The sequence below is a fragment of the Brevibacterium sp. 239c genome (assembly GCF_900169365.1).
Lineage (GTDB): Bacteria > Actinomycetota > Actinomycetes > Actinomycetales > Brevibacteriaceae > Brevibacterium.
In genome coordinates, this window is the sequence record NZ_FXZH01000002.1 from 164,462 (window position 1) to 189,873 (window position 25,412).

Consider the following 25,412-nt stretch of genomic DNA (forward strand, 5'->3'; position numbering starts at 1 on the left):
ATGGCCACGTACTCCAGTTCGCTGCGCTCGGGCCTGCCCAGAGTTCCGGGCGGTGAGCCATGGCCCCCAGAGGGTGTCATCGGTGAGCCGGTCGAGCCGGGTGCCTCAGCTGCAGCGGAAGAATCGTTCGAGCCGGAATCAGCCGATGCCGGCGCCGAGGTGGATGACTCGGTAGACGCGGATGAGTCGGCAGCTGCCGAGTCGCCCGAAGCTGCCCAAGACTCCGGCTCCGTCGGGGCCGGTGCGGCAGTCGGCGTGGCCGGTGTTGCCACGGGTGCAGCTGCTGGTTCGGCCGCCGTTGCCTCCGAGGCGAGCAGTGAGGTTCCGCTGCGCCGGGGTCTGCCCCGCGTTGAAGGCGGCGAACCATGGCCACCCGAGGGGCTCGCGCCCGCCGGCGTGAAGGCCGCCTCGAGTTCGGATGCTGCTCCGGCGGCCTCCGACTCTGACGCTCAGGAAGCAACTGCTTCCGAGGCGCCTGCTTCCGAGGCGCCGCCTGCTGAAGCTGAGTCTGCTGATGCGAGCTCCGCAGCGACTGGGTCTGCAGCATCTGAGTCAGAAGCGACTGAGTCGGCACCTGCCGGCGACGTTCCCCTGCGCCGTGGACTGCCCCGCGTTGCCGGCGGCGAACCATGGCCGCCAGAGGGACTGGCTCCAGCCGGTGCGAAAGCCGCCTCGGCGACTTCTGCTTCCACGTCCGCGCCTGCAGCTGCCGCCGCTCCGGCCGCCGCAGACTCAAGCGCATCCACAGATACTCCAGCTGCAAGTGAGAAGCCTGCCGAGACGGAAAAGTCATCGGCAGCTCCCGCCGGTGCAGCAACCGCTGGCGCAGCCGGTGCAGCTGTTGGTGCGACTGCCGCCGGTGCCGCTGCTTCCTCCGGGAAGAAGTCATCCGGTGAGCTCAGCGATACACCTCTGCGTCGTGGACTGCCTCGTGTGGCGGGCGGGGATCCATGGCCTCCAGAGGGCTTTGCACCTGCTTCTGCCGAGTCGGCTCCAGTCTCCACCGAACCGGCTCCTGCTGCTTCAGGGTCGTCGGCTCCGGCTGAGAAGACGCCTGAACAGTCATCGAGTGATTCCTCTTCGGCTGCTCCTGCAGCCGCTGCGGGAGCAGCAGCCGTCGGTGCCGGTGCGGCCGGTGCCGCAGCTGCGGCCTCAAGCTCGGACGATAAGGCAGATCAGTCCGCTCAGGACGAGAAGCCAGCCGCCACCTCGGCGGCTCCGAAGTCGTCACGGTCCGGACTGCCGAAGTCCACAGGACCCGCGCAGAAGAAGCCGACGGCCAAACCCGCCGCTAAGGCGACGGACAAGCCGACCGCGAAGCCGGCAGCGAAGCAGGCCGACAAGCCTGCCGCCAAGGCGAGCTCGGCCTCGGCTGCCAAGAGCGCTGCACCGAAGAAGAAGGAACCGACGATGATCGGTTCGAAGTCCGTGGGTCAGTGGGCGAAGCTCGGTGGCTTGGGACTCGTCGGACTCGTCATCGTCGCGGGCGTCATCGTCCTCGCCGCAAGGGGTCTGACGACTCTGCCCGGTGTACCTGAGTTCCTCAAGCGCTACCCGGGCGAGTATGAACTGCCCGCGTTCGTCGATGACGGATTCCCCGGTTGGGCGAGGTGGACTCACTTCCTCAACATGTTCTTCATGGTCCTCATCATTCGGTCCGGGCTCCAAGTTCGGCACCAGCAGAAGCCGCCGGCTTTCTACACCCCGAAGAAGGGTGGCAAGAAGGTCAGCATCAACCTGTGGTTCCACACTGGTCTCGACCTGCTGTGGATGGTCAACGGCGTCGTCTTCGTCGTCCTGCTGTTCGTGTCCGATCACTGGGCGCGAATCGTACCGACCAGCTGGGAAGTGTTCCCGAACGCTGTCTCGGCCATGCTGCAGTACATGATGTTGGACTGGCCTGCGGAAGACGGCTGGGTCAACTACAACTCGCTCCAGCAGCTGATGTACTTCCTGGTGGTCTTCGTGGCAGCTCCGTTGGCCGCGATCACGGGTCTGCGAATGAGCGAATGGTGGCCGAAGGACGCCACCAAGCTCAACAAGATCTACCCGGCGCCGCTGGCTCGGGCGATCCACTTCCCGACGATGATCTTCTTCGTTGTGTTCATCCTCATCCACGTGTTCCTCGTCTTCACGACGGGAATGCTGCAGAACCTCAACCACATGTTCTCAGGATCGGATCAGCTCAACTGGGTCGGCTTCATCTGGTTCGTGGTCTCGCTGGCAGTCATCGTCGGCGGCTGGTTCGCCGCCAGGCCGATGCTGCTGGCACCGATCGCGAATATGTTCGGCCGGGTCTCCAGCCGGTAGCGGGATTCGCAGCACCGGACCTCGAGGGCCTCTGCAGGACGTTTGAGTTCTGCAGGGGCCTTCGTCGTGCCGCAATACGTCCTGCAGGTGAATGTGTGCCAGCGGTTGGCAAGTTCTTCGCGATCCAGCGCCGCTTCTCGAACATTCGATACCAACAGTTGTCGGGGGATGGCTGGCCCACAGCCCTTTGCGAACTGCGAGGTAGTCGATCAGTTGCGAAGAGCGTCGGCGTTCGATGCCGACCTGCGATAGTGCACCGTTGACGACTGACGTGTGTCGACCCAGCACACGGTTTCCTTGGCGACAACCCTTGACCGGGAAGTTCGCCGCCTCTATTGTTGATGCAACAGGGTTGCACTGATTGCAACTGACTCATATCAGTCACGATGATGGAGAAGACAAAGATGTCGATATTCGCTCCCATGAGATCGGCGGTGTGACCATGACTCAGGTCTCGGATCCCGCCACCTCCCCTTCGGTCAAACAGAAGCGCGTCCTGCGCCGTGTCATCTCCGCGAGCTTCATCGGCAACTTCGTTGAGTGGTTCGACTACGGCGTCTACGGATACTTCGCGGCTACGATCGCACTCGTCTTCTTCCCTGCCTCAGAGGGCAACATCGCTCTGCTCTCAACCTTCGCGGTCTTCGCGGTGTCCTTCGTCGTTCGTCCGATCGGCGGGTTCATCTGGGGTCACATCGGCGACAAGATCGGTCGTCGTTCGGCGCTGTCCTTGTCGATCCTCATCATGTCGGTCTCGACCTTCGCCATCGGCCTGCTGCCCAGCTACGCTATGGTCGGTCTGTTCGCGCCTCTCCTCCTCCTGCTCGTCCGCCTCGTCCAGGGATTCTCCGCGGCTGGCGAATATGCGGGTGCCTCGGCATTTCTCGTCGAATATGCGCCCCCGGGCCGGCGTGGTCTCTACGGGGCAGTGGTCCCGGCCAGCACCGCTTCCGGGCTCCTGCTGGGCTCCGTGCTCGCCGCGATCCTGACCTCTGTGCTCACCGACGTGCAGCTGGAGACCTGGGGCTGGAGGCTGCCGTTCTTCCTCGCGGCTCCCATGGGTCTCATCGGCCGCTATATCCGCACGCGACTCGAAGACACCCCGGCCTTCCGTGAACTGGCCCAAGAGGACGAAGTCATCAAGGCGCCGGTCTTCGCAATGTTCCGCGACCATTGGCGTCCACTCGTCATCGCCATGTGTGCGGTTCTGCTCAATGCGGTCGGTTTCTACGTGGTGCTCACCTATATGCCCACCTACCTCACGACGGAATTGGGATACGGTGCCACCGAATCCTTCGTCGCCACGACGATTGCGCTGCTGACGTATATCGGCTTCATCCTGCTGACAGGGCTGGCCTCGGACCGGTTCGGGCGTAAGCGGATGCTCTTCATCGCCTCCATCGTCTTCATCATCTTCACAGTTCCGGCGTTCATGCTTCTCGGCTCCGGCAGCTTCACCGTCGTCGTCCTCGTCCAGATCGCTCTGGGCGGCATGTTGACGCTCAACGACGGGACGCTGCCGACCTTCCTCGCCGAGATGTTCCCGACGAGGATCCGCTACACCGGATTCGCCGTCAGCTTCAACCTCTCGAATTCCCTCTTCGGCGGCACGGCACCGTTCATGGCCACCCTGCTCATCGGAGTGACGAATTCGCCGCTGGCGCCCGGCTGGTATCTCATGGCTGCCGCCGTCGTCTGCCTGGGCGCGGTCCTCTGTGCCAAAGAGACTTTCCACAAACCCCTGCGCGAAGTTTGATCCGCGCAGACGCACCCCTCCCGGCTCACTCGCAACGCACCCCGACCCACCCACGGTTCACCCACACGAGAAGGAGATCTCATGACCACCACAACCACCGACACAGCCTCCGTCGCCGACCTCGAGCGCCTCAAGGTCCTGCACAACGGTTCCAAGTCGACGCTGACGTTCTCCGACGCAGAGATGGAGCGGCGCCTGACCGGGCTGCGGACGATCATGGCCGAGAAGGAACTCGACGCCGTTGTGCTCACCTCTTATCACAACATCAAATATTATTCAGACTTCCTCTTCACCTACTTCGGTCGCTCCTACGCGATGGTCGTCACCCCAGACGACTCTGTGACGATCACGGCCAACATCGACGCGGGCATGCCCTGGCGGACGAGTTACGGTGAGAACATCGTCTACACGGACTGGCGCCGGGACAACTACCTCTACGCCATCCAGGAAGGTCTGCGCCAGCGCGGCATCGCCGCCCCCAAGCGCCTCGGCGTCGAGGACGACAACCTGCCCCTGGAGAATCGCAACAAGATCCAGGGGGCCTTCCCCTCGGCAGGCCTCGTCGACATCTCACAGGCCGCGATGCGTCAGCGTATGATCAAGTCAGCTGAGGAGATCGAGGTGATCAAGCACAGTGCCCGGATCGGAGACCTCGGCGGGGAGGCGATCAAGGCCGCGATCACCGAAGGCATCAGTGAGTACGAAGTCGCCCTCATCGGCACCGAGGCGATGGTCCACGAGATCGCCGAGACGTTCCCCGACCAGGAGATCCGCGACACCTGGGTGTGGTTCCAATCGGGCATCAACACCGATGGAGCGCACAATTGGGCGACGACGCGGAAGGTGCGCAAGGGCGACATCCTCAGCCTCAACTGCTTCCCGATGCCCTCGGGCTACTACACCGCTCTCGAGCGCACCCTGTTCTACGGTGAGCCCGACCAGGCCTCGCTCGACCTGTGGAACGTCAACGTCGAGGTGCACAAGCGGGGCATCGAACTGATCAAGCCCGGAGCGGTGTGCAAGGACATCGCGGCCGAGCTCAACGAGATCTACTTCGAGCACGGTCTGTTCCCGAACCGCACCTTCGGATATGGTCACTCCTTCGGTGTGCTCAGCCACTACTACGGCCGCGAAGCGGGCCTCGAACTGCGCGAGGACATCGACACCGTGCTCGAGCCGGGCATGGTCGTGTCGATGGAGCCGATGATCACCGTCCTCGAGGGGCAGCCGGGAGCCGGCGGCTACCGCGAGCACGATATCTGCGTCGTCGGCGAGTCCGGATCCGAGGACATTACGAAGTTCCCCTTCGGACCCGAGCACAACATCATCCCTGCCTGAGCGGCACGACCGCTCACGCAGGAGCTGAAGCAGGAAGGACCGGGTCGCTCCCGGAAATGTCCGCGGGCACCGCGTCAGTCGGTGCCCGCGGACGAATACACTGACATCATGCCTCGACAGTCTTCCGACATCTCCCACCGCGGTGCCTCCGTCATCGAGAACACGGTGTCGATCCTCCGCTGCTTCTCCCCAGATCGGCAGGAGCTCGGCGTCACTGAGATCGCGCCGCGAGTGGGTCTGCACAAGAGCACCGTGTCCAGAATCCTCACCGCGCTCGAAGCCCAGGGCATCGTCGAGCAGGAATCCTCACGCCGCTACCGGCTGGGTCTGGGAATCCTCGCGATCGCCGGGCCCCTGCTCGCCGACCTCGATGTCAGGAGGGCCGCCTATCCGATCCTCCAGGATCTCACCCGCCGGACCGAGGAGACGAGCGCCCTCATCGTGTGGAACGGGACCGAGGCGATCACGGTCGAGCAGATCCCCAGCCCGCAGCAGGTCAAGCACACCTCGAGCCTGGGGTCGCGCTATCAGACCGCCTACAGCGCATCGGTGCAGGTCTTCCTCGATTTCGCTGAGGTCGCCGAGGTCCAGGCGCTCGCCGACAGCGACTCCCTCCTCGGTCTGGACTCCAGCCCCGAGAGCTTCGACGCCTACCGCGCGCTTCTGCGCAGCAATCGGCAGCGAGGCTACGCGCTCAATGATGCCCACACGTCGCCGAACGAGGTCGGGATCGCAGCCGGGGTGCACGACCATCGCGGAGCGCTCGTCGCCGCCGTTCTCATCGCCGCACCCAAGTTCCGCACCGATGCGGATCAGATCGCGAAACTCGGTCAGTGCTGCGTCGACGCCGCTCGACGAGTCTCGCAGCGTCTGGGCGGCCACTGACTCGCAGCGGCCACTGACTCGCAGTGCTCGACCTGCCACGTGCCAGATCGATCCACCACGGGCCAGATCGATCCACCACGGGCGTCATCGCCGGCTTCTTTCCAGAACTCACCTCAAGGCTGCGCGCAGGGTCCTGTCGAAATCGCGGACATGGTCGGCGGCAAGTTCCGCCACTGCCTCCTCGTCGCCCTCGACGATCGCCTCGAGCAGGTCGATGTGCTCACGGATATGTCCGATGAGGTCCGGCATGCGCGGGATGACCAGGCACCAGATCCGCGTCGCCAGATCGTCGAGGCGCACGAGGGTCTCGGTGAGATGCAGATTGTCGACGGAGCAGTAGATGAGGCGGTGGACGGACAGATCTCGCTCCATCAGAGTCCGCTGATCAACGTCGGTTCCGAGGGCTCGGAGCTCCGAGATCATCGCGGTGAACTCCTCGCGGCGGGTGGCCTCGAGGTTGGCGGCCGCCTTGCGTGCGGCGATGGGTTCGAGGACTTCGCGCATCTCGGAGATCGTGCTCAGGTCGGTGAGATCGACGTTCGAGGCGAAGGTGCCGCGGCGCGGGAACGAGACGACGAGGTGATCGCTCTCCAGGCGTTTGAGCGCTTCGCGGATCGGGGTGCGACCGACATCGAGCTCATCGCTGAGCGTGGCCTCGTTGATAGCGTCGCCGGGTGCGATGTCGAGCATGATGAGCCGATGACGGAGAGTCTCGTAGGCGTAGTCGGAGAGAGACCCTCGGTTCGACTTCGGGGCTGCCGATGTGCGCATGGCTCAACTCCTGAAAAAGCTGTTGCATTCGGTGACTGACACTGCTTAGAATACAGGAAGACAACTGATATATTAGTTGATGATCAATGATCGAAGGAGATCACATGACACAGCAGATTGCAGAACGAGTCGAGCCCTCAGGTGTCTCCGTCGGCAACGCCGACGCCGGTTTCCCCAGCCGGGAGCCCGTCGAGCTGAGTACGTCCATCGCCGAACTCGATCCTGAGATCGCCGGCTTCATCGACGCCGAGCTCGGTCGTCAGCGCGGGGGCCTCGAGATGATTGCCTCCGAGAATCACACCGCGGCCGCAGTCATGGCCGCGCAGGGTTCGGTGTTGACGAACAAGTACGCGGAGGGGTATCCCGGTCGTCGCTACTACGGCGGCTGCGAGCATGTCGACGAGATCGAACGCATCGCAATCGCCCGGGTCAAAGGGCTGTTCGGAGCCGAGTTCGCGAACGTCCAGCCGCACTCCGGGGCGCAGGCCAACGCCTCGGTGATGCACGCACTCATCCGCCCCGGCGACACGGTGCTCGGCCTCGATCTCGCCCACGGAGGTCACCTCACCCACGGGATGAAGATCAACTTCTCCGGACGCCTCTACGACATCGTCGCCTACGGCGTGCGCGATGACACCCATCGTGTCGACATGGCCGAAGTCGATCGTCTGGCCCAGGAGCACCGCCCCCAGCTCATCGTCGCGGGCTGGTCGGCCTACTCACGTCAGCTCGACTTCGCCGAATTCCGTCGCATCGCCGACTCCATCGGCGCCTACCTGATGGTCGACATGGCCCACTTCGCCGGTCTCGTCGCCGCCGGTCTGCACCCTTCGCCCGTGCCGCATGCCCACGTCGTGACGTCGACGACGCACAAGACCCTCGGCGGGCCGCGTGGCGGAATCATCCTGTCGAATGACGCCGCCATCGCCAAGAAGATCAATTCCGCGGTCTTCCCCGGCCAGCAGGGCGGGCCCCTCGAACACGTCATCGCGGGCAAGGCCGTGGCCTTCGGACTCGCCGCCACAGAGAACTTCGCCGACAAGCAGCGTCGCACGCTGGCCGGTGCGGCGGAACTCGCCCGCCGCCTCGGCGAGTCCGACGTCTCCGAGCGGGGCATCTCGATCGTCACAGGGGGCACCGACGTCCATCTCGTTCTCGTCGACCTGCGCAACTCCGTGCTCGACGGCGGACAGGCCGAGGACCTCCTCGCCGAGGTCGGCATCACCGTCAACCGCAACGCCGTGCCCAACGACCCGCGACCGCCGATGGTGACGTCGGGCCTGCGCATCGGCACTCCGGCCCTGGCCAGCCGCGGATTCGGCTCGGACGCGTTCGCGGAGGTCGCCGACATCATCGCAGAGACCCTCATCGCCGGAACCGCAGAGAGCGGAGCCGCCGCCGAGACCATCGCTGAACTCGGCGCCCGTGTCTCCACGCTCGCCGCCGCCCACGCCTTGTATCCCACCATCGCAGAGATCGGAGCACCCTGATGGCCGACCAACTCCCCGAACATCCGGACTTCCTCTGGCGCAACCCCGAGCCTAAGGCTTCGTACGACGCGATCATCATCGGCGGCGGCGGCCACGGTCTCGCGACGGCCTACTACCTCGCGAAGGATCACGGCATGACGAACATCGCCATCCTCGAACGCGGATGGCTGGCCGGGGGCAATATGGCCCGAAACACGACGATCATCCGCTCGAACTACCTCTGGGACGAGTCCGCCGCGATGTACGAGAAGTCCCTCAAGCTCTGGGAGCAGCTGCCCGAGGAACTCGACTACGACTTCCTGTTCTCCCAGCGCGGAGTCCTCAACCTCGCCCACACCCTGCAGGATGTGCGCGAGTCCCAGAGGCGTGTGAATGCGAACGCGCTCAACGGCGTCGACGCCGAATGGCTCGACCCCGAGCAGGTCAAGGAAGTCTGCCCGATCATCAACATCGGCGATGACCTGCGATATCCGGTCATGGGCGGGACCTACCAGCCGCGTGCTGGCATCGCCAAGCATGACCACGTCGCCTGGGCCTTCGCCCGCAAGTGTGACGAAATGGGCGTCGACATCATCCAGAACTGCGAGGTCACCGGCATCGAGCGCATCGGCGACAAGGTCATCGGGGTCCAGACCACTCGCGGCAACATCGCCACCGAGAAGGTGGCCATGTGCGTGGCCGGCGACTCCTCGGTCCTGGCCGACATGGCCGGGATCCGACTGCCGATCCAGTCCCATCCGCTGCAGGCGCTGGTGTCCGAACTCTTCGAACCCGTCCACCCGACCGTCGTGATGTCCAACCACGTCCACGTCTATGTCTCCCAGGCGCACAAGGGCGAGCTGGTCATGGGCGCCGGGGTCGACTCGTACAACGGATACGGACAACGAGGCGGCTTCCACGTCATCGAAGAGCAGCTCGCCGCCGCGGTCGAACTCTTCCCGATCTTCGCCCGCGCTCATGTGCTGCGCACCTGGGGCGGCATCGTCGACGTCACCCTCGACGCCTCACCGATCGTGTCGAAGACCGAAGTCGCAGGACTCTACGCCAACTGCGGATGGGGCACCGGAGGCTTCAAGGGAACACCTGCCGCCGGCTACACCTTCGCCCACACCATCGCGAACGACGAACCGCACCCGCTCAACGCCCCCTACGCCCTCGACCGGTTCGAAACCGGCCACCTCATCGACGAGCACGGCGCGGCCGCTGTGGCCCACTGACCGGATCGACTCAGGAAGGACGACCATGCTTCTCATCGACTGCCCGCACTGCGGGCCACGCGACGAAACCGAATTCCACTACGGCGGACAGGCTCACGTTGCCTACCCAGCCGACCCTCACGCACTGAGCGACCGGGAGTGGGCCGAGTTCCTCTTCTATCGCGACAACGACCGCGGCCTCTACGCCGAGCGGTGGAGCCACAGCCTCGGCTGCCGCAAGTGGTTCAACGCCGTCCGCGACACCGTGACCTATGATTTCACGGCCATCTATCCCATGGGTGCTCCACGCCCGACTCCAGCAGAAGGCGAGGCCGCACGATGAACTCCCTACATACGAGCTCCGCGGACGCCGGCGCACGGCGCCTGCCGCAGGCCACCGGGATCGACTCCTCGCGTCCTTTGCGCTTCACCGTCGATGGGCGGGCCTACGCGGGCTTCGCCGGCGACACGATTGCCAGCGCGCTCATCGCCGCGGGCCGCATCGACTGCGGTGCTTCGACGTACCTGGGACGATCTCGCGGGATCCTCAGCGCCGGCATCGAGGAGTCCAACGCCCTCGTCCGCGTCCATCCGCGCGTGGCCGGCGACGTCAGCGAATCAATGCTTCCGGCCACCCGTGTGCCTATCACGGACGGTCTCGAGGCCGATTATCTCTCGGGTCTGGGCATCCTCGACCCCGGTCAGGACGAACTTGTCTATGAGCACAAGCACGTCCATGTCGATGTTCTCATCGTCGGTGCCGGGCCCGCTGGTCTGGCCGCCGCGCGTGAGGCCGGCCGCTCCGGAGCCAGGACGCTCCTGCTCGATGACCGGTCCGCTCCCGGCGGGTCGCTGCTGGCAAGCTCGGGACGCACCGTCGAGGGAGCCCTCGACGAGTCCATCGACGATGTCCCCGCGGCGGAGTGGATCGAGACCACTGTCAACGGCTTCGCCGAGGCGGAGGAAACCACTTACCGTCCGAACACGACCGTCTTCGGCAGCTACGATTCGAACTTCTTCGTCGCTCTCGAAGACCGGACACGCGAACACGTCGAGACCGAGGGCTCGGGCGCGAGCGTCGGCTCTGCGGACAGCGACCGCGACGGCACCGCCTCCCGCGCGGGCACCCGGCAGCGGGTGTGGCACATCCGAGCCAAGCAGGTCGTGCTCGCCACGGGAGCACATGAGCGCCCCATCGTGTTCGCCGACAATGACCGACCGGGCATCATGCTCGCCTCGGCCGTGAGGACCTATCTCAACCGCTTCGGCGTCGTCGCCGGTCAGCGCATCGCGATTGCGGCGACGAACGATTCGGCCTACGAACTGCTGGCCGATCTGCACGCGGCCGGAATCGACGTTCCGGCGATCATCGACTCCCGGACCACAGCCTCGGCGATGGCAGAGAGGGTCGTCGGCAGGACGGGAACCCGACTCATCCTCGGCTCCACGGTCACCGGCACCGCAGGCGAGGGCCCGGCGGGGCGCATCAGCCGGGTCACCGTCGCACCCCTCGATGAGGATGCTGTGGCGGCCGAGTACGGCGAAGACATCGACGTCGACCTGCTCGCCGTGGCCGGAGGGTTCTCCCCGGTCATCCACCTGCACGGACAGCGCAGGGGCCCAATCGTTTGGCGCAGCGACATCGCCGCCTTCGTTCCGAGAACACCGGTGCGCGACCAGTTCACCGTCGGCGCGATCAATGGTGACTACGCTCTCGAAACGGCTCTCAAGGACGGTGCCGAGGCGGGCAATGCGGCAGCCGACCGCACCGGCTTCGCCGCCGCGCTCACCGTTCCCAAAGCCGCGGCGATGACCTACGCACCGGCGCGCCCACTGTGGCTGGTCACCTCGGCCGAGGCCGATCACACGGCGCTGACCACGCACTTCATCGACTTCCAGCGCGATCAGAGTGTGGCAGACGTGCAGCGGGCGATGAACGCGGGCATGCGCTCGGTCGAGCACGTCAAGCGCTACACCTCGATCTCGACAGGAGGCGACCAGGGCAAGACGAGTGCGGTCAATGCCATCGGCGCCATCGCCAGCATCCTCGGCGAGACCGACCTGGGCGCGGTCGGGCACACGACCTTCCGCGCTCCCTTCGCCCCAGTGCCCTTCGCAGCATTGGCTGGCCGCAGGAAGGGTGAGCTGTTCGATCCGGCACGCATCACCGCGATCCACCCCTGGCACGTTGCCCACGGAGCCGAGTTCGAAGACGTCGGACAGTGGAAGCGGCCCTGGTACTACCCCCTGCCGGGCGAGGACATGGAGGCAGCGGTGCTGCGCGAGGGCAAGGCCGTGCGTGAATCGGTCGGCTTCCAGGATGCCTCGACGCTGGGCAAGATCGAGATCCGGGGAACCGACGCCGGCGAGTTCCTCGGCCAGATCTACACGAACGGCTTCAAGAAGCTCAAGGTAGGCAAGGGCCGCTACGGTCTCATGTGCAAACCCGACGGCATGATCTTCGACGACGGCGTCACCCTGCGCGTGGCCGAGGACCGCTACTACATGACCACGACCACCGGCGGTGCCGCGACCGTGCTCGAATGGCTCGAGGAATGGCACCAGACCGAATGGCCCGAACTCGACGTCGTCTTCACCTCGGTGACGGAGCAGTGGTCGACAGTCGCGGTCGCCGGCCCGAAGTCGCGAGACGTCATCGCCAAGATCGCCCCGAACCTCGACGTGTCCAATGAGAACTTCGAGTTCATGGGCTTCCGCGAGACGACCCTGGCCAACGGGATCCCGGCGCGCGTCTGCCGGATCTCCTTCTCCGGTGAACTGGCCTTCGAGATCAATGTCGAGAACTACTACGGCCTGGCCGTGTGGGAAGCCGTCGCCGAGGCGGGAGCCGAGTTCGACATCACCCCCTACGGCACCGAGGTCATGCACGTCCTGCGTGCCGAGAAGGGCTTCATCATCGTCGGTCAGGACACCGACGGGACCGTGACCCCGCAGGATGCGGGCATGGAGTGGATCGTCTCGAAATTCAAGGACTTCATCGGCAAACGCTCCTACTCACGGATCGACACGGCCCGCGAGGACCGCAAACACCTCGTCGGGGTCCTTCCCGTCGACGGCACGACCCGGCTGGCCGAAGGCGCGCAGCTCATCACCTCGGGCACCCCGGTGACTCCGGAGGCCGGGCCCGTGCCGATGATCGGCCACGTCACCTCCTCCTACATGTCGCCGAGCCTCGATCGCCCGATCGGTCTCGCCTTCGTCGAGAACGGCCGGAACCGGACGGGTGAGATCATCCAATCTCCGGTTGCCGGCTGCCTCGTCGACGTCGAGATCACCTCGCCCGTCTTCTACGATCCAGAAGGGAACCGCCGTGATGGCTGAAACCACCCACACCACCGAGCAGCGCCAGACTCAGCTGCGCAACGTCGAGTCCTCCGCTGAGGCACTCGATGCCCTCCGCGTCTCACCCGGTGCCCACCTCGCCGAGGAGATGGCCACCGCCACCGCTGTCGGCGGAGACGCCGTGGGGCTGCGGGAGCGAGCGTTCGCCGTCCAGCTCGGGCTGCGAGCCGCGCCGGGAACCGCCTCGGCCGAGGCGCTCGAGTCTGCTCTCGGGATCACCTTGCCCAAGCAGGTCGGCGAGGTCACCGGTGACGAAGCGGGACTGTATGCGCTCTGGCTGGGTCCCGACGAGTTCCTCGTCGTCGACGTCTCCCGGCGTCAGCGGCCCGGGGAGACACTCATCGCCGAAGCCTCTCTCGAGGGGTTGCCGGGACAGGCCGTGGATCTGTCCGCGAACCGCACGATCCTCGAACTGACCGGGTCGAAAGCCCGTGAGGTCCTCGAGAAGAGCGTGCGTACCGACCTCCACCCGCGGGCTTTCGGCGTCGGCACGGCGATATCGGCCCAACTGGGGCCGGTGCCTGTCATCGTGCACCACTGTGCGGCGCTGACGTACCGCATCTACCCGCGGGCGAGCTTCGCGGACTTCACGGTCCGCTGGCTGCTTGACGGAATGGCGGAGTTTCTCGCCGACGGTAGTGCCGTGGGAGTCGTCGGCAGCGCGAGTGCCGAGGCCGAGAGCAGCGACTGATGGCACTCGGTGTTCTCGACCTCTTCTCCATCGGCATCGGCCCTTCCTCCTCACATACGGTGGGTCCGATGCGGGCGGCGGCCCGGTTCCTGACCGACCTCGACGAATCCGGGGACCTCGATCGAGTTGAGAGGGTCCGGGTCGGACTCTACGGATCTCTGGGTGCCACCGGCATCGGCCACGGCTCCGACTCCGCAGTGCTGGCCGGGCTGTCGGGTCACGAACCCGAGACCCTCGACCCGGACATCATGGCACCGCTGGTCGCCGAGGTGAGCGCTCAGAGATCGCTCAACCTCGGCGGGCGGAGGCCGATCGTCTTCGACCCGGAGACCGACTTGGTTCTGCATCTGCGCGAATCGCTGCCCGGTCATCCCAACGGGATGCGTCTGAGCGCCGAGGTTGCCGGCTCCGTGATCGAACGCGACTACTATTCGATCGGGGGCGGCTTCGTCCTCACCGCCGACGAGATGGGAGGCGATTCCGACGTCTCACGCGACCGCTTCCACTTCTCGTCGGCCGATGAGCTATTGGCGCTCTGCCGGGACAACGAGCTGAGCATCGCCGAGCTCATGGCGCTCAATGAGCGGGAGCGACAGGCCGAGAGCGAACTGCGCCGGCAGGTGCTCGAGATCTGGGCTGTCATGCGCGATTGCGTCGATAACGGGTGCTCCCGCACCGAGAGGCAGCTTCCGGGTGGGCTGAAGGTCAGGCGTCGTGCTCCCGAACTGCGCGCCACGCTCGAAGCGGCCGAGTACCGGGCGTCGGGGTCCCTCGACGCTCTCGAATGGGTCAACCTCTACGCGCTGGCCGTCAACGAGGAGAACGCGTCCGGAGGGCGCATCGTCACCGCTCCGACGAACGGTGCTGCGGGGATCATTCCCGCAGTGCTGCACTACATGGACCGGTTCGTGATCAGCGATGACGAGTCACAGCAGTTCAGAGACGAGGCTGTGGTGACGTTCCTGCTCACCGCCGGCGCGATCGGGATCCTGTTCAAACGCAATGCCTCGATCTCCGGGGCAGAAGTCGGCTGCCAGGGTGAAGTCGGCTCCGCCTGCGCGATGGCCGCCGCAGGGCTGTGCGCCGTGCTCGGCGGGAGTCCCGAACAGGTTGAGAACGCCGCGGAGATCGGCCTCGAACACAATCTGGGCCTGACCTGCGATCCGGTCGGGGGACTCGTCCAGGTCCCGTGCATCGAACGCAACGCTATCGCCGCAGTGAAGGCGATCAACGGCGCTCGGCTGTCGATGCACGGCGACGGCAGCCACCGGGTCAGCCTCGACCAGGCGATCGAGACCATGCGTCAGACCGGTGCGGACATGAAGTCGAAGTACAAGGAGACCTCACGGGGCGGACTCGCCGTCAACGTCGTCGAATGCTGAGTCGCGGACTGGCGAACGGTGATAGCTGCGAGGGGCGGCTGCGAGGCCTGACGACCTGCGTGAAGTTGACCAGCACGACCAACCCGCCAATGATTGAAGACACCCACCGAGTAAGGAAGCAGCGGACATGCAGGACTACATCTTCACCCTTGAATGCGACGAACGACCGGGCATTCTCCATTCCGTCACCGGTGCGCTGCTGACTCATGGGGGTGACATCAAGGAACTCAAGCAGTTCGACGATCAGTACACGCAGCGCCTGTTCTTGCGCATTGATTTCAGCGTCGAGGACGAATCGAGCGCGGCGATCGATGGTCTGCGCAGCGACTTCGAGGCCATCGGCACCGAGTTCGGCGCCAGCTGGCAGCTGTGGCCGCAGGGAGAGAAGCGTCGGGTCCTCATCATGGTCTCGAAGTTCGAACACTGCCTCAACGATCTGCTCTTCCGCGCCCAGATCGGCGAACTGCCCATCGAGATCGCGGCCGTGGTGTCCAACCACCCCGACCACCGCGAACTCGTCGAATGGCACCACATCCCGTTCTTCCGCATCCCGGTGACCAAGGAGACGAAGCCCGAGGCCGAAGCGAAGCTGCTCGAACTCGTCGACCGCTTCGAGATCGACCTCGTCGTCCTCGCCCGCTACATGCAGGTCCTCTCCGATGACCTGGCCCGCGAGCTGACAGGCAAGGCCATCAACATCCACCACTCGTTCCTGCCCTCGTTCAAGGGCGCCAAGCCCTACCACCAGGCATGGGAACGGGGAGTCAAGACCGTCGGGGCGACCGCACACTTCGTCGACAGCGAACTCGACGAGGGCCCGATCATTGCCCAGCAGCTCGTCGAGGTCGACCACTCCTTCGGCCCCAAAGACCTTGTTGCCGCTGGTCGTGACGCTGAGTGCAAGGCCCTGTCCAATGCGGTGAAGTGGCACTGCGACGGTCGCGTGTTCCTCTCAGGGAAGCGGACCGTCGTCCTGCGCTGAGTGAGCGGGGCCGGGGGCGCCGGGGCCGAGGCACGGTCGCGGTGCCGCTGCATTTCATCGCGGGGCTACCTTAGCTTCGAGGGCAGAGAGTAGAGAGTGCGCGCTCGAAGCTAACCTGCACTCTCGGCGATCTGGCGATCACGGCGCTGGGCGACCACGGCGCGCTCAGCCGGCCGCAGGTTTCTCGGCCACGACGCTGAAGGTGTCCATCCTCGAATCCTGTGCTCCGCGGACATACCCGGAGGGAGCAGCGGCAGTGGCACGAAGGAAATCGACGACCTCTGCGCTGAGTACCTCACCGGGCAGAACGTTGGGCACACCGGGCGGGTACGCGGCCAGAGCATCGGCCGAGACTTGGCCGACCGCCTCGGCGAAGGGGACGGTCTGCGGCGTTGCAAAATAAGCATCGCTGATCTCCAGGTGCTTCTCGCAGCTGCCCGGAAGAACGATGGGACGCTCCGGCTCGGCCTCCGAGCGCGGCAGTTCCTGCAGCGCCGTCCAGAAGCGATCGACGTCGACGGGCGAGGTGGCGCCGATGAGCAGCAGCAGCGCCGAGGGCGTGGCCAGCTCGCAATAGATCCGGTGATCCCGAATCAGCTGATACTGGGCCTCGGCGCCTGTGATTCCCGCACCCCGGGTGTCGATGACGACCTTGAACGGATCGTTGCCGATCGCATCATGCCCGCCGAGGATGTCAGGAGTCGCGTCGCGGAATCGGGTGTCGTTCTTGACCCGGGTGCGGATCTCCTCGGCAGTGGCCAGCGCCTGGTCGATCGCCTCCGGATGGGTGACCAGGTGGCGGCGCGCCTCGTCGAGGGAGGACAGCAGGATCGCACTCGATGACGTCGACTGATAGGACTTCACGACTCGATCGACCAGGGTCTCGATGCGTCTGGCCTGCGTGCCGTGGCCCAGGTGGATCATCGCGGACTGCGCGAGCGAGCCGGCGCCCTTATGGGTGCTGGAGATGACGAGGTCGGCGCCCAGGCGTACAGCGTTGACTGGCAGCTGCGGGTGCAAGCCGAAATGGGAGCCCCAGGCCTCATCGACGATGAGGGGAACATCGTGAGCGTGGGCCACCTCGGCGATGGCGGCGATATCGGACACGGCACCGAAGTAGCTGGGGGAAACGAGGTAGACGGCGGCGGACTCCGGATGCTCGGTCAGGGCGTACTCGACCTGGGCCGGAGTCACGCCGTGGGAGGAACCGAGTCCAGGATCGACGCGACCGTGGATGAAGTGGGGGCGCAGTTCGGCGTGGGTGACACCGTCGATGACCGAGGAGTGGACGCTGCGTTGGAGCACGAACTCACGGCCCAAACCGCGTACGACGGTGGTGGCGATGTGATTGCCGCCCGATGCTCCGTTGGTGATGAACCAGGTGCGGGACGCTCCCCAGGCCTCGGCGGCGAGCTGCTGCGCGGCCATGATCGGGGTGACGCGATCGTGGTTGATCATGCGCCAGTTCTCTTGGTCGACGCCGCTGAAGAGCATGGGGAAGTCGATGCTCATGCCGGCCTCACCGACGACCTCGGCGAGTCCGGGAGCATGCGAGCGGCTGCCCTGATGGGCGGGCACGTGCAGTCGCTGCCAGTCCTCGGCGGCCAAGGACCGCAGGGCCTCGGCATAGGGCGCGGTGTGCTGACGGGGGTCGATAGCGGAGTCTGCCTGTGCAGGCGCGGAGCCGATCGCGGTGGAGGACGCTGGGTCTGGCGCGGACGTTGAGTCGGCGTTCGCAGGGCGGGTCGCGGTGTCTGGGTGCAGATGGGTTTCGGCGAGCATGTGTCCCACACTAGGGATCACAGGCCGCCTAGGATATAGCAAGAAATCGTCCACAGTGTCATAGTGTCTATACTATGATGAATCTGCAGCAGTTCCGGGTGCTTCTGGCCATTCGGGACGAGGGAAGTCTCAATCGGGCCGCCGAGGTGCTCGAGCATGGAGTCCCGACCGTGACCCATCATCTGCGCACCCTCGAATCCCATCTGCGGGTCAAGCTCGTCGACCGCTCCCGAAACGGAACCCGTCTGACGCCTCTGGGCGAGTCCTTCGCCGAAGAGATCGAACCGGTCCTTGCCCGCATCGACCGGGCCGAGCAGCTCGTCACAGCCCAGCGCGATGCCGGTGTCGTCTCCCTGCGCATCGGGTCGTTCTCCTCGATCGGTTCGCGCCTCCTGCCGGCCGCGATCGCCGAGCTCCAGCAGCGGACGTCCGTGCGCGTCGAGGTCATCGAGGCCGAACCCAGTGAGGTGGTGAGGATGCTTCACAGCGGTGAGGTCCACGCCGGCCTCATCTATGACATTCCCGAACTGCCCGAGTTCGCGGGACCTGAACTGCGTCTGCGCACCCTCCTCGACGAGCCCTACCGGGTGATGGTCGCCCGCGACGGTGAGCTCGCGAGGCATGAGGTCCTCGACTTCGCGACGATGAGCGAGGTCGATTGGGTGCTCAGCCACAACGAATCCGAGGCTTCGGTGCGAGTGCTGCGACGGATCTCCCGCGGCCTCGGCTATGAGCTGCGCGAACTCATGCGCAGCGACGATCTTTACATGATCCATGGGCTCGTGGCCGAAGGCCTCGGATGCGCCCTGACCACCGAGGTGGCCGTGGACACCGACTTCGACGTGGTCTTGCGTCCGGCGAAGCAGGACCTCGGCCAGCGTCGAGTCTCCTTCGTCACCAGGCCGGGAGCAAACCCCGCAGCCGTGGGCTGGCTGGGCGAGATCCTGAGCTCGGTGGCGGCGCGACTGGGGGCCGCCTCGGCGAGGTGATCAGGGATCTGCCTGCGTGCTCAGCGCCTCGGTGATGGCGTTGGCTTCGCGGCGGAGTAAGGCGACGAGGCGTTCGACGCGGGATCCGGTGACACGATCGGCGATGCTCGCGATCGACAGGGCTGCGCGGGGTCGGCTGCCGCGGATCTTCAGTGGCACGCCTACAGCCCAGGAGCCTTGGGCGAAGAGGCCGGGATTGTGCACGAAACCGTCGACGCGGGCCCGGTCGATGATGTCGCGCAGGGCCGCGACGGAGACCTTGGGGTAGCGTTCGGCGAAGATCTGGGCGTTGGCCTCGAAGTGGGCATCCACCTCGGCGGGGGAGAGTTCGGAGAGGATCGCGAGGCTGCCGGCGCCGATGCCCAAGGGGTGGCGATCGCCTACCGACAGAGCGTTGTTCAGTATTTCGCCGAAGCCCTCTTCGCGCCGGGCACAGATTGAATAGCTGCCGGTGCGCAGGGTGAGGAAGGCCGTGTCCTGGCTGAGCTCGGCCAGGCGCAGCAGGCTCGATTCCGACTCTGTGACCAGGGGGTCCACGGATTTCTGCGCCAGCTGGCCCAATATCTGCGACTGCACGCCGAGTCGATATCCGCCTTCGTCGAGGCGTTCGACGTAACCCATGGCGATGAGCGCTTGGAGCATGCGGTGGACGCTGGCCTTAGGGCGTCCGCTGATCGAGGCGACCTCGGAGAGGCTGGCACCGGTTCCGCGCTCGCCGGCGATGAGTCCGACGAGGTTGAGCAGGGACAATGCACGCTGGATGCTCTGGGCGCCCGTGCCGGGTTCGAGATCATCGACGGCATGAGCGACGTTGAAGGACGCCGAACGGCGCAGGATCTTCCCCCGCATCTTCATCCGGTGTTCGTCTTGAGGATCGGCGCCGTTGTACATGCCTCTATTATGGTCCCGCTCGATGGCCGCAGCTGCAACGGGTCTGGTCATCATCGGCGACTGGGCGCACACTGAGTGCACCGCCTGAGTGCACCGCATCCGCTCTGGGAGGAGCAATCATGACTGCCACCTATACCTTCGACGTGTTCTCCAGCTTCGATGGGTTCGCATCGGTCGGCGCCGATGGCGACTGGGGAGGCTACTGGGGCAAGCAAGGTCCCGAACTCCTTGAACATCGGCTCGGACTCTACAGTGGCGAGAACCGCCTCGTCCTCGGCGCAAACACCTATCGCGATTTCGCCTCTATGCTCGCTGACTCCGAGGTCTACTCCGACGTGCTCGATCCGTGGGTCACTGCAATGCGCAACTGCCCGACCACGGTCGTCTCGAACTCGCTGACAGAGCCGCTCGACTGGCCCGACGCGACGCCGGCTGCCGGTGACGCTCTCGAGGTGGTGGCGCGGATGAAAGAGGAATCCGATGTGCCGATCCGCTCGCATGGAAGCCTGTCGATGAACCGCGCCCTCATGGATGCAGGGCTCGTCGATCGCCTGCAGGTCACGGTCTACCCGGTCATCACCGGCCGCACAGGCACCCAACCCATCTTCGCCGGAACACAGGACTTCGACCTCGAGCTGCTCGAATCCACACTGCTCGACGGGAGAACTCAAGAGCTTATCTATCGACCGAGACTGCACTGAATCCAGGATGTGGAACATGGTTCTGCCGGGCCAGGTCCACCTTCGCGACACCGGGACCTAGAATCGACAACGGCTCCGTACGGGAGTCGGCCCCGAGTGGAGCCGAGCGACCTTGACCTGGTCGGCCGAGTGGCCTCGACGTGGAAAGAGAGTGTGGACGACGTGGGAACGACTGTCCTGAAACTGGACGAAGTGACCTTCCGACGTGGGGAGACGAAGATCCTCCACGGCATCGATCTGGAGATCGGGCAGGGCGAGCACTGGGTCCTCATCGGCCCCAACGGCGCCGGGAAGTCGACGATCCTCAGCTTCGCTTCCGCACAGGTCTTTCCCACCTCCGGAACGGTCGACATCCTCGGACAGCGCATGGGCCGGGTCGAACTCCAGGCCCTGCGCCGCCACATCGGACACGTCAACCCACGCCACCCCCTGCGCTCGAACCTGTCCGTGCGCGAGGTCGTCCTCACCGGCCTGACCGGAACGATCGAACGGCCACTGCGATGGGAGCCGACCCCGGACGAGATTGCGAAAGCCGATGATCTCATCGCCGAGGTGGGTCTGAGTTCCCGTGCGGACGCAGGCTGGAAGGTGCTGTCCCAGGGTGAACGGGGGCGCGCACTCGTGGCCCGATCTCTCATCGCTGATCCCCAGCTCCTCCTGTTCGACGAGCCGACCACTGGTCTCGATGTGGCCGCCCGCGAGCAGCTGCTCGAGACCATCGACTCGCTCTCGGTCACCTCGCCGCAGCTGACGACGCTGCTGGTCACGCACCATCTCGAGGAGATTCCGGAGTCGACGTCCCACGCGATGCTGATCTCCCACGGCCGGCTCACCGCGGCAGGTGAGATCGCCGAGGTGCTCAGCACCGAGCAGGTCAGCGCCGCCTTCGAACACCCCATCGACGTCGGTTTCGCCGACGGTCGCTGGTCGGCCCGCGCGATCCGGCAGCGTCAGGCTGCGGTGCTCTAGTCTGCGAGCAGGCCCACCAGGTCATCGGCGATCGCCGTCATCCCTGCCTGATTCGGGTGAAACGATCCGCCGATCTTGTCGAGAGCGGTGTGCAGAGGCTGAACCCACGGATCCGCTGAACCGAGGCTATGACCTCGGCCCAGCTCGGACGCGAGCAGCAGATCGACGTCTCTGAGTGCGGCGGCCTCGGCGAAGACGCGCTCAATCGCTGACTGGAGTGCCAGCAGTTTCGACAGCTCTTCAACTGTGAACGGCGTCGCTTCGGGCGTGGAGATGTCTGCTTCCAGCACGGTGAGATAGTCGACGAGAACGACCCGAGCAGTGGGTGCCTGTGCCCGAATCCCATCGATGACGGCGACGAGACTTCGGGTCGCCTCGGCGATGACATCTTCTGAAGCCGGCGGAATCCCGTTGGGGAACATGAGCCCCATCATCTCCAGGAGCGGACTGCTGGGTTCTGCGTGTTTCAGCGCCGTGTAGAGCATCGACCCTGAGAATTGGAGATCGTTGCCGCCAACCGTCACGGTCACCACATCCGCGTTGCCGGGCAGCCCCTCCAGTTGGGGCGGAAACTGACCCGGTCCGATCTGTGACTGCTGCGGGGTGTCGACAACATTGGCCGATGTCGCACCGCTAACGCTGAGGTCGCTCAGCTGCCAGCCGAGTCGCCGAGCCAGCTGATGAGCGTAGTTGTTCGACGATCGCATCGCCTGGACGTCGGCGACCGGTTCGATGCCGGGACCAGCGGCGAAGGAGCTTCCGAGCGCGACGAGGTGCTTTGCCGTGGTCATGGGCTCATCTTCCCATGGTGAGACTGCGCAGCGGGGGTGATGCAATCGATGATTGCGCGCCCACTCCGCGCGGCTTAGTCTTGAGGTATGAAGATGAGTACCGTATGGAGCATCATTGGCGCAATCATCGCCATCATCATCGCGTGGTGGGTGGTCAACGTCGCGTTCTCGATCGCGTGGTTCCTCGTCAAAGCCATCATCGCCGTCATCGTCGCGGCCGCAATCTTCGGCCTCATCAAGGCCTCGCTGAAGTCCAAGGACAAGCAGCGCGGCTAGGGCAGCTTGCTGAGTCCTACAGGGTTGGTTGCTGCGTATTACACGGCTGGCTTCTGAGTTCTTCAGAGATCGCCGAGGCTGGTGTTCGCCCCGCACAGAACGACGCACACCTTCTCATCCGGTCCGGGAACGTAGCTCGCGGGACTGCCAGAACCTGAACTTGAACCTGAACCACCTGAGCCGTGGATTCCGGCCAGCGCCGTTGCCGCTGCATGTTCAACCGCCAAACGATGCTCGCTCCACAGGTGCTGGCGAGCGGAGATGATCTGCTCATCGGCGACGAACACCGAGGTGACAAGGTCACTCTGCGCGGCCGCCACCGCCAAGGACGTGGCTCGCCTGGCACCCAGAGAATCGGCGGCCACCGAATCGACCGGAACATCGACAGGCTCACCCGCAGCCAACGCAGCATTCAACGCCCGACAGTTCGCAGGCTCCACCACGACGGTGCGCACCCCGTGGAAGGTCGCGGCCGTCGCCACTCCGGCGAACAGGCCCCCTCCTCCGGCAGAGACGACGATCGTGTCGAGGTCGGGAATCTGGGACAAGATCTCGGTCATCAACGTGCCGGCGCCAGCGGCGATGAGCGGATTGTCATAGGCGTGTGAAGCCAAGGCACCGGAGGCTTTGACGAATTCCTCGCAGGCCAGGGCCGCCTCGGCGAATTCGGAGCCGATCAGGCGCACCTGCGCACCATAGCCGCGCAGTCGCTCGACCTTGACGGCCGGCGCATTGGTGGGCAGGAACACGGTTGCCGGAACGCCGGCGTCGCGGGCCGCCCACGCGCACGCCAAGCCCGCGTTGCCACCTGATGCGATCGTGACTCCGGCTTCGGGGAAGGTGCCCTCTGCCAGATGTGTCTGGATGAAGTTCTGCGCGCCCCGAGCCTTGAATGAGCCGGTGTACTGCATGAACTCGAGGGCGAAGTGGACCCCTGAGCCAGCCGGGTCATGAGCAGGTGAGGCAGACCACGTCGCGGCCGTCGGCGTCGGTGCGGCGGGTGCCTGACCGGGCTGGGCGGAGGCCACCGTCACCGGACGCACCCGCCCGGAGATCCTGGTCGCCGCCGCTTCGATATCGGGGTAGGACAACTGCGTCACTGGAGCCTCCTCAAATTGTGCACTCTCAGTTGTTGAGACTGGACAGGCTGATCACTTTTGATGCACCGAGCCAGTCTGCAGACTGGTCTGCTGCACCAAAAGTGATCGGTTCCGACTCCACCCTACGGGCGTGCGCCTACGGGCGTGCGCGTTCAGCTCGTGTGCTTGAGAATTCCCAGTGGTGCGCCCTTGGGCTCCTTGACCAGGCTGACGGCGACGAGGGAGATGATGCAGACGACGATCATGTAGGCCGCGATCGACAGTGAGTTGCCGGTCCGGGCCAGCAGCGTTTCGGCGATCGTGGGGGCGAAAGCCCCGCCGAGGATCGCGCCGAGGGCGTAGCCGATCGAGACTCCCGAGTAGCGGACCTGCGGTGGGAACATCTCCGCATACATCGCCGACATCGGGCCGTAGGACAGGCCCATGCCGACTGTGAGGATGAAGATGCCGATGCCGTACAGCCAGATGTTGGCCTGATCGATCATGATGAATGTCGGGATGAGCCACACGATGAGGAGGACGTAGCCGATCTGGAAGGTGCGCACCCGACCCAGCTTGTCCGAGAGCGCGCCACCCCACATCGTGAAGACCAGCCAGCCGAAGCTCGCCAGGGTCGTGGCCAGAAGCACGGGGGCGCGGTCGAGGCCGACGGAGCCGCCCTGATCGAGAGGCCTGGAGGCGTAGGCAGCGAAGAAGGCGATGATCATGTAGCCCACTGCATTGTTGCCGATGAAGATGAGGGCCGAGAGGACGACCTCCTTGGTGTTCTTCTTGAACAGGGTGCCCAGCGGAGCGGAGGACTCGGCGCGGCGTTCGGCGAGTTCGGCGAAGACCGGGGACTCCTCGACCTGGCGGCGGATGTAATAGCCGACGATGACGAGCACGACGGAGAACAGGAACGGAATCCTCCAGCCGAAGCTCGCGAACTGGTCGGGGGTGAGGATGGTGGTCAGGATCCAGATCACGCCGGTGGCGAGGATCATGCCCACCGGAACGCCGATCTGTGGGTAGGCACCGAAGAGTCCCCGTTTGTTCACCGGGGCGTGTTCGACCGAGAGCAGTGCGGCACCGCCCCATTCGCCGCCGGCGGAGAAGCCCTGCAGGATGCGCAGCAGCGTGAGCAGGATGGGCGCACCGATTCCGATGGCCGCATAGTTGGGCAGGAGCCCGATGAGCGAGGTCGCGGCACCCATGAGGATGAGCGTGAGGACCAGCATCTTCTTGCGTCCGATGCGGTCGCCGAGGTGGCCGGCGATGATCGCGCCCAAGGGCCTGAACAGGAACGAGATCCCGAGCGAGGCCCACGCCATGATCTGACCGAGCGCCGGGTTGTCAGACGCCAGGGGGCCGAAGTACTGGACAGAGAGGATGAGCCCTGCCGCCTGGGCGTAGATGAAGAAGTCGTACCACTCGATGGTGGTGCCGACGAGGGTCCCGGCCAGGACTCTGCGTTCCTCGCGGGTGATCGAAGCCGGCACGGGTGCCGCGGGTGATGTTGTGGACATGAGTGGATCTTCCTTGGATGGCTGTCTGCAGGAGCCGATCTGCAGGTGACGTATCTGCGTTCGCAGGTCGAGCTGCGTGCGGCGAACGCGGTGGTCCTCGACTCTGAGTGATCGCCGGTGCGTACGCGCAAGTGACTGAATGGTCAGTAATTACTTTCGAGCATAGTGCAGATGGTGATCGCTGTCACTCGGGCGGCAGCTCAATGACAATAACCGACCAATTGGTTAGTATTGCCTTCAGGAA

General features: G+C 65.1%; 21 protein-coding genes. 15 read left to right on the top strand and 6 right to left on the bottom strand.

Translation table 11 applies throughout. The features are described 5' to 3' along the window. The 4 genes from BSP239C_RS02580 to BSP239C_RS02595 all read left to right on the top strand — a co-directional run bounded on the left by BSP239C_RS02580 (position 1) and on the right by BSP239C_RS02595 (position 6,289). Positions 1 to 2,310: a cytochrome b/b6 domain-containing protein gene (locus tag BSP239C_RS02580; RefSeq protein ID WP_101570056.1), complete on the top strand. Its 2,310-nt coding sequence runs from the start codon at positions 1 to 3 to the stop codon at positions 2,308 to 2,310. 442 nt (positions 2,311 to 2,752) lie between these two features. Further along, the gene (locus tag BSP239C_RS02585) at positions 2,753 to 4,066 is read left to right on the top strand and encodes an MFS transporter (RefSeq protein WP_101570209.1); all 1,314 of its coding nucleotides are present in this window, start codon (positions 2,753 to 2,755) and stop codon (positions 4,064 to 4,066) included. 81 nt (positions 4,067 to 4,147) lie between these two features. Further along, positions 4,148 to 5,404 (top strand): aminopeptidase P family protein, encoded by a 1,257-nt coding sequence (locus tag BSP239C_RS02590; protein ID WP_101570057.1) that lies wholly within the window; start codon positions 4,148 to 4,150, stop codon positions 5,402 to 5,404. A gap of 108 nt (positions 5,405 to 5,512) precedes the next feature. Next, positions 5,513 to 6,289: an IclR family transcriptional regulator gene (locus BSP239C_RS02595; protein ID WP_101570210.1), complete on the top strand. Its 777-nt coding sequence runs from the start codon at positions 5,513 to 5,515 to the stop codon at positions 6,287 to 6,289. Positions 6,290 to 6,397: 108 nt separating this feature from the next. On the opposite strand, the gene BSP239C_RS02600 is transcribed toward BSP239C_RS02595, so the two are convergent. Beyond that, entirely contained in the window at positions 6,398 to 7,060 is a 663-nt protein-coding gene (locus tag BSP239C_RS02600) for a GntR family transcriptional regulator (protein ID WP_101570058.1), read from the bottom strand. A gap of 104 nt (positions 7,061 to 7,164) precedes the next feature. On the opposite strand from BSP239C_RS02600, the gene glyA reads away from it, so the two are divergent. The 7 genes from glyA to purU all read left to right on the top strand — a co-directional run bounded on the left by glyA (position 7,165) and on the right by purU (position 16,164). Then, complete coding sequence (glyA, locus tag BSP239C_RS02605; protein ID WP_101570211.1) at positions 7,165 to 8,550, top strand: serine hydroxymethyltransferase; 1,386 nt, start codon at positions 7,165 to 7,167, stop codon at positions 8,548 to 8,550. Next, a complete protein-coding gene (locus BSP239C_RS02610; protein WP_101570059.1) occupies positions 8,550 to 9,767 on the top strand; it encodes a sarcosine oxidase subunit beta family protein in 1,218 nt (405 codons plus the stop codon). The genes glyA and BSP239C_RS02610 overlap by 1 nt, the downstream gene beginning before the upstream one ends. 25 nt (positions 9,768 to 9,792) lie before the next feature. Next, positions 9,793 to 10,089 (top strand): sarcosine oxidase subunit delta, encoded by a 297-nt coding sequence (locus tag BSP239C_RS02615; protein ID WP_101570060.1) that lies wholly within the window; start codon positions 9,793 to 9,795, stop codon positions 10,087 to 10,089. After that, positions 10,086 to 13,088 (top strand): glycine cleavage T C-terminal barrel domain-containing protein, encoded by a 3,003-nt coding sequence (locus BSP239C_RS02620; RefSeq protein ID WP_180958896.1) that lies wholly within the window; start codon positions 10,086 to 10,088, stop codon positions 13,086 to 13,088. The genes BSP239C_RS02615 and BSP239C_RS02620 overlap by 4 nt, the downstream gene beginning before the upstream one ends. After that, positions 13,081 to 13,800: a sarcosine oxidase subunit gamma gene (locus BSP239C_RS02625; RefSeq protein ID WP_101570061.1), complete on the top strand. Its 720-nt coding sequence runs from the start codon at positions 13,081 to 13,083 to the stop codon at positions 13,798 to 13,800. The genes BSP239C_RS02620 and BSP239C_RS02625 overlap by 8 nt, the downstream gene beginning before the upstream one ends. Then, complete coding sequence (locus BSP239C_RS02630; protein WP_101570062.1) at positions 13,800 to 15,182, top strand: L-serine ammonia-lyase; 1,383 nt, start codon at positions 13,800 to 13,802, stop codon at positions 15,180 to 15,182. The genes BSP239C_RS02625 and BSP239C_RS02630 overlap by 1 nt, the downstream gene beginning before the upstream one ends. A 127-nt stretch (positions 15,183 to 15,309) precedes the next feature. Continuing rightward, complete coding sequence (purU, locus tag BSP239C_RS02635; protein WP_101570063.1) at positions 15,310 to 16,164, top strand: formyltetrahydrofolate deformylase; 855 nt, start codon at positions 15,310 to 15,312, stop codon at positions 16,162 to 16,164. Positions 16,165 to 16,329: 165 nt separating this feature from the next. Here the strand turns inward: purU and BSP239C_RS02640 are convergent, their stop codons facing one another. After that, entirely contained in the window at positions 16,330 to 17,946 is a 1,617-nt protein-coding gene (locus BSP239C_RS02640) for an aminotransferase class I/II-fold pyridoxal phosphate-dependent enzyme (RefSeq protein WP_257930043.1), read from the bottom strand. Between the two features lie 74 nt (positions 17,947 to 18,020). Here BSP239C_RS02640 and BSP239C_RS02645 point away from each other — a divergent pair, with 74 nt between their 5' ends. Further along, positions 18,021 to 18,935 (top strand): LysR family transcriptional regulator, encoded by a 915-nt coding sequence (locus BSP239C_RS02645; RefSeq protein WP_101570065.1) that lies wholly within the window; start codon positions 18,021 to 18,023, stop codon positions 18,933 to 18,935. Here the strand turns inward: BSP239C_RS02645 and BSP239C_RS02650 are convergent, their stop codons facing one another. Continuing rightward, positions 18,936 to 19,826 (bottom strand): IclR family transcriptional regulator, encoded by an 891-nt coding sequence (locus tag BSP239C_RS02650; protein WP_101570066.1) that lies wholly within the window; start codon positions 19,824 to 19,826, stop codon positions 18,936 to 18,938. Between the two features lie 119 nt (positions 19,827 to 19,945). On the opposite strand from BSP239C_RS02650, the gene BSP239C_RS02655 reads away from it, so the two are divergent. Next, the gene (locus tag BSP239C_RS02655) at positions 19,946 to 20,527 is read left to right on the top strand and encodes a dihydrofolate reductase family protein (RefSeq protein ID WP_101570067.1); all 582 of its coding nucleotides are present in this window, start codon (positions 19,946 to 19,948) and stop codon (positions 20,525 to 20,527) included. 162 nt (positions 20,528 to 20,689) lie between these two features. Beyond that, on the top strand, positions 20,690 to 21,496 hold the full coding sequence (locus tag BSP239C_RS02660; protein WP_101570213.1) for an ABC transporter ATP-binding protein: 807 nt from the start codon (positions 20,690 to 20,692) through the stop codon (positions 21,494 to 21,496). Here the strand turns inward: BSP239C_RS02660 and BSP239C_RS02665 are convergent. Continuing rightward, positions 21,493 to 22,287, bottom strand: a complete 795-nt coding sequence (locus BSP239C_RS02665; protein WP_101570068.1) for an SGNH/GDSL hydrolase family protein — start codon at positions 22,285 to 22,287, stop codon at positions 21,493 to 21,495. The two genes, BSP239C_RS02660 and BSP239C_RS02665, sit on opposite strands and share 4 nt — an antisense overlap. Before the next feature lie 87 nt (positions 22,288 to 22,374). Here BSP239C_RS02665 and BSP239C_RS02670 point away from each other — a divergent pair, with 87 nt between their 5' ends. Then, a complete protein-coding gene (locus BSP239C_RS02670) occupies positions 22,375 to 22,563 on the top strand; it encodes a hypothetical protein (RefSeq protein ID WP_101570069.1) in 189 nt (62 codons plus the stop codon). A gap of 62 nt (positions 22,564 to 22,625) precedes the next feature. On the opposite strand, the gene BSP239C_RS02675 is transcribed toward BSP239C_RS02670, so the two are convergent. Both BSP239C_RS02675 and BSP239C_RS02680 read right to left on the bottom strand, forming a co-directional pair. After that, positions 22,626 to 23,663, bottom strand: a complete 1,038-nt coding sequence (locus BSP239C_RS02675) for a threonine/serine dehydratase (protein WP_101570070.1) — start codon at positions 23,661 to 23,663, stop codon at positions 22,626 to 22,628. A 152-nt stretch (positions 23,664 to 23,815) separates the two neighbouring features. Then, positions 23,816 to 25,168: an MFS transporter gene (locus BSP239C_RS02680; RefSeq protein ID WP_101570071.1), complete on the bottom strand. Its 1,353-nt coding sequence runs from the start codon at positions 25,166 to 25,168 to the stop codon at positions 23,816 to 23,818. Positions 25,169 to 25,412: the final 244 nt, after the last annotated feature.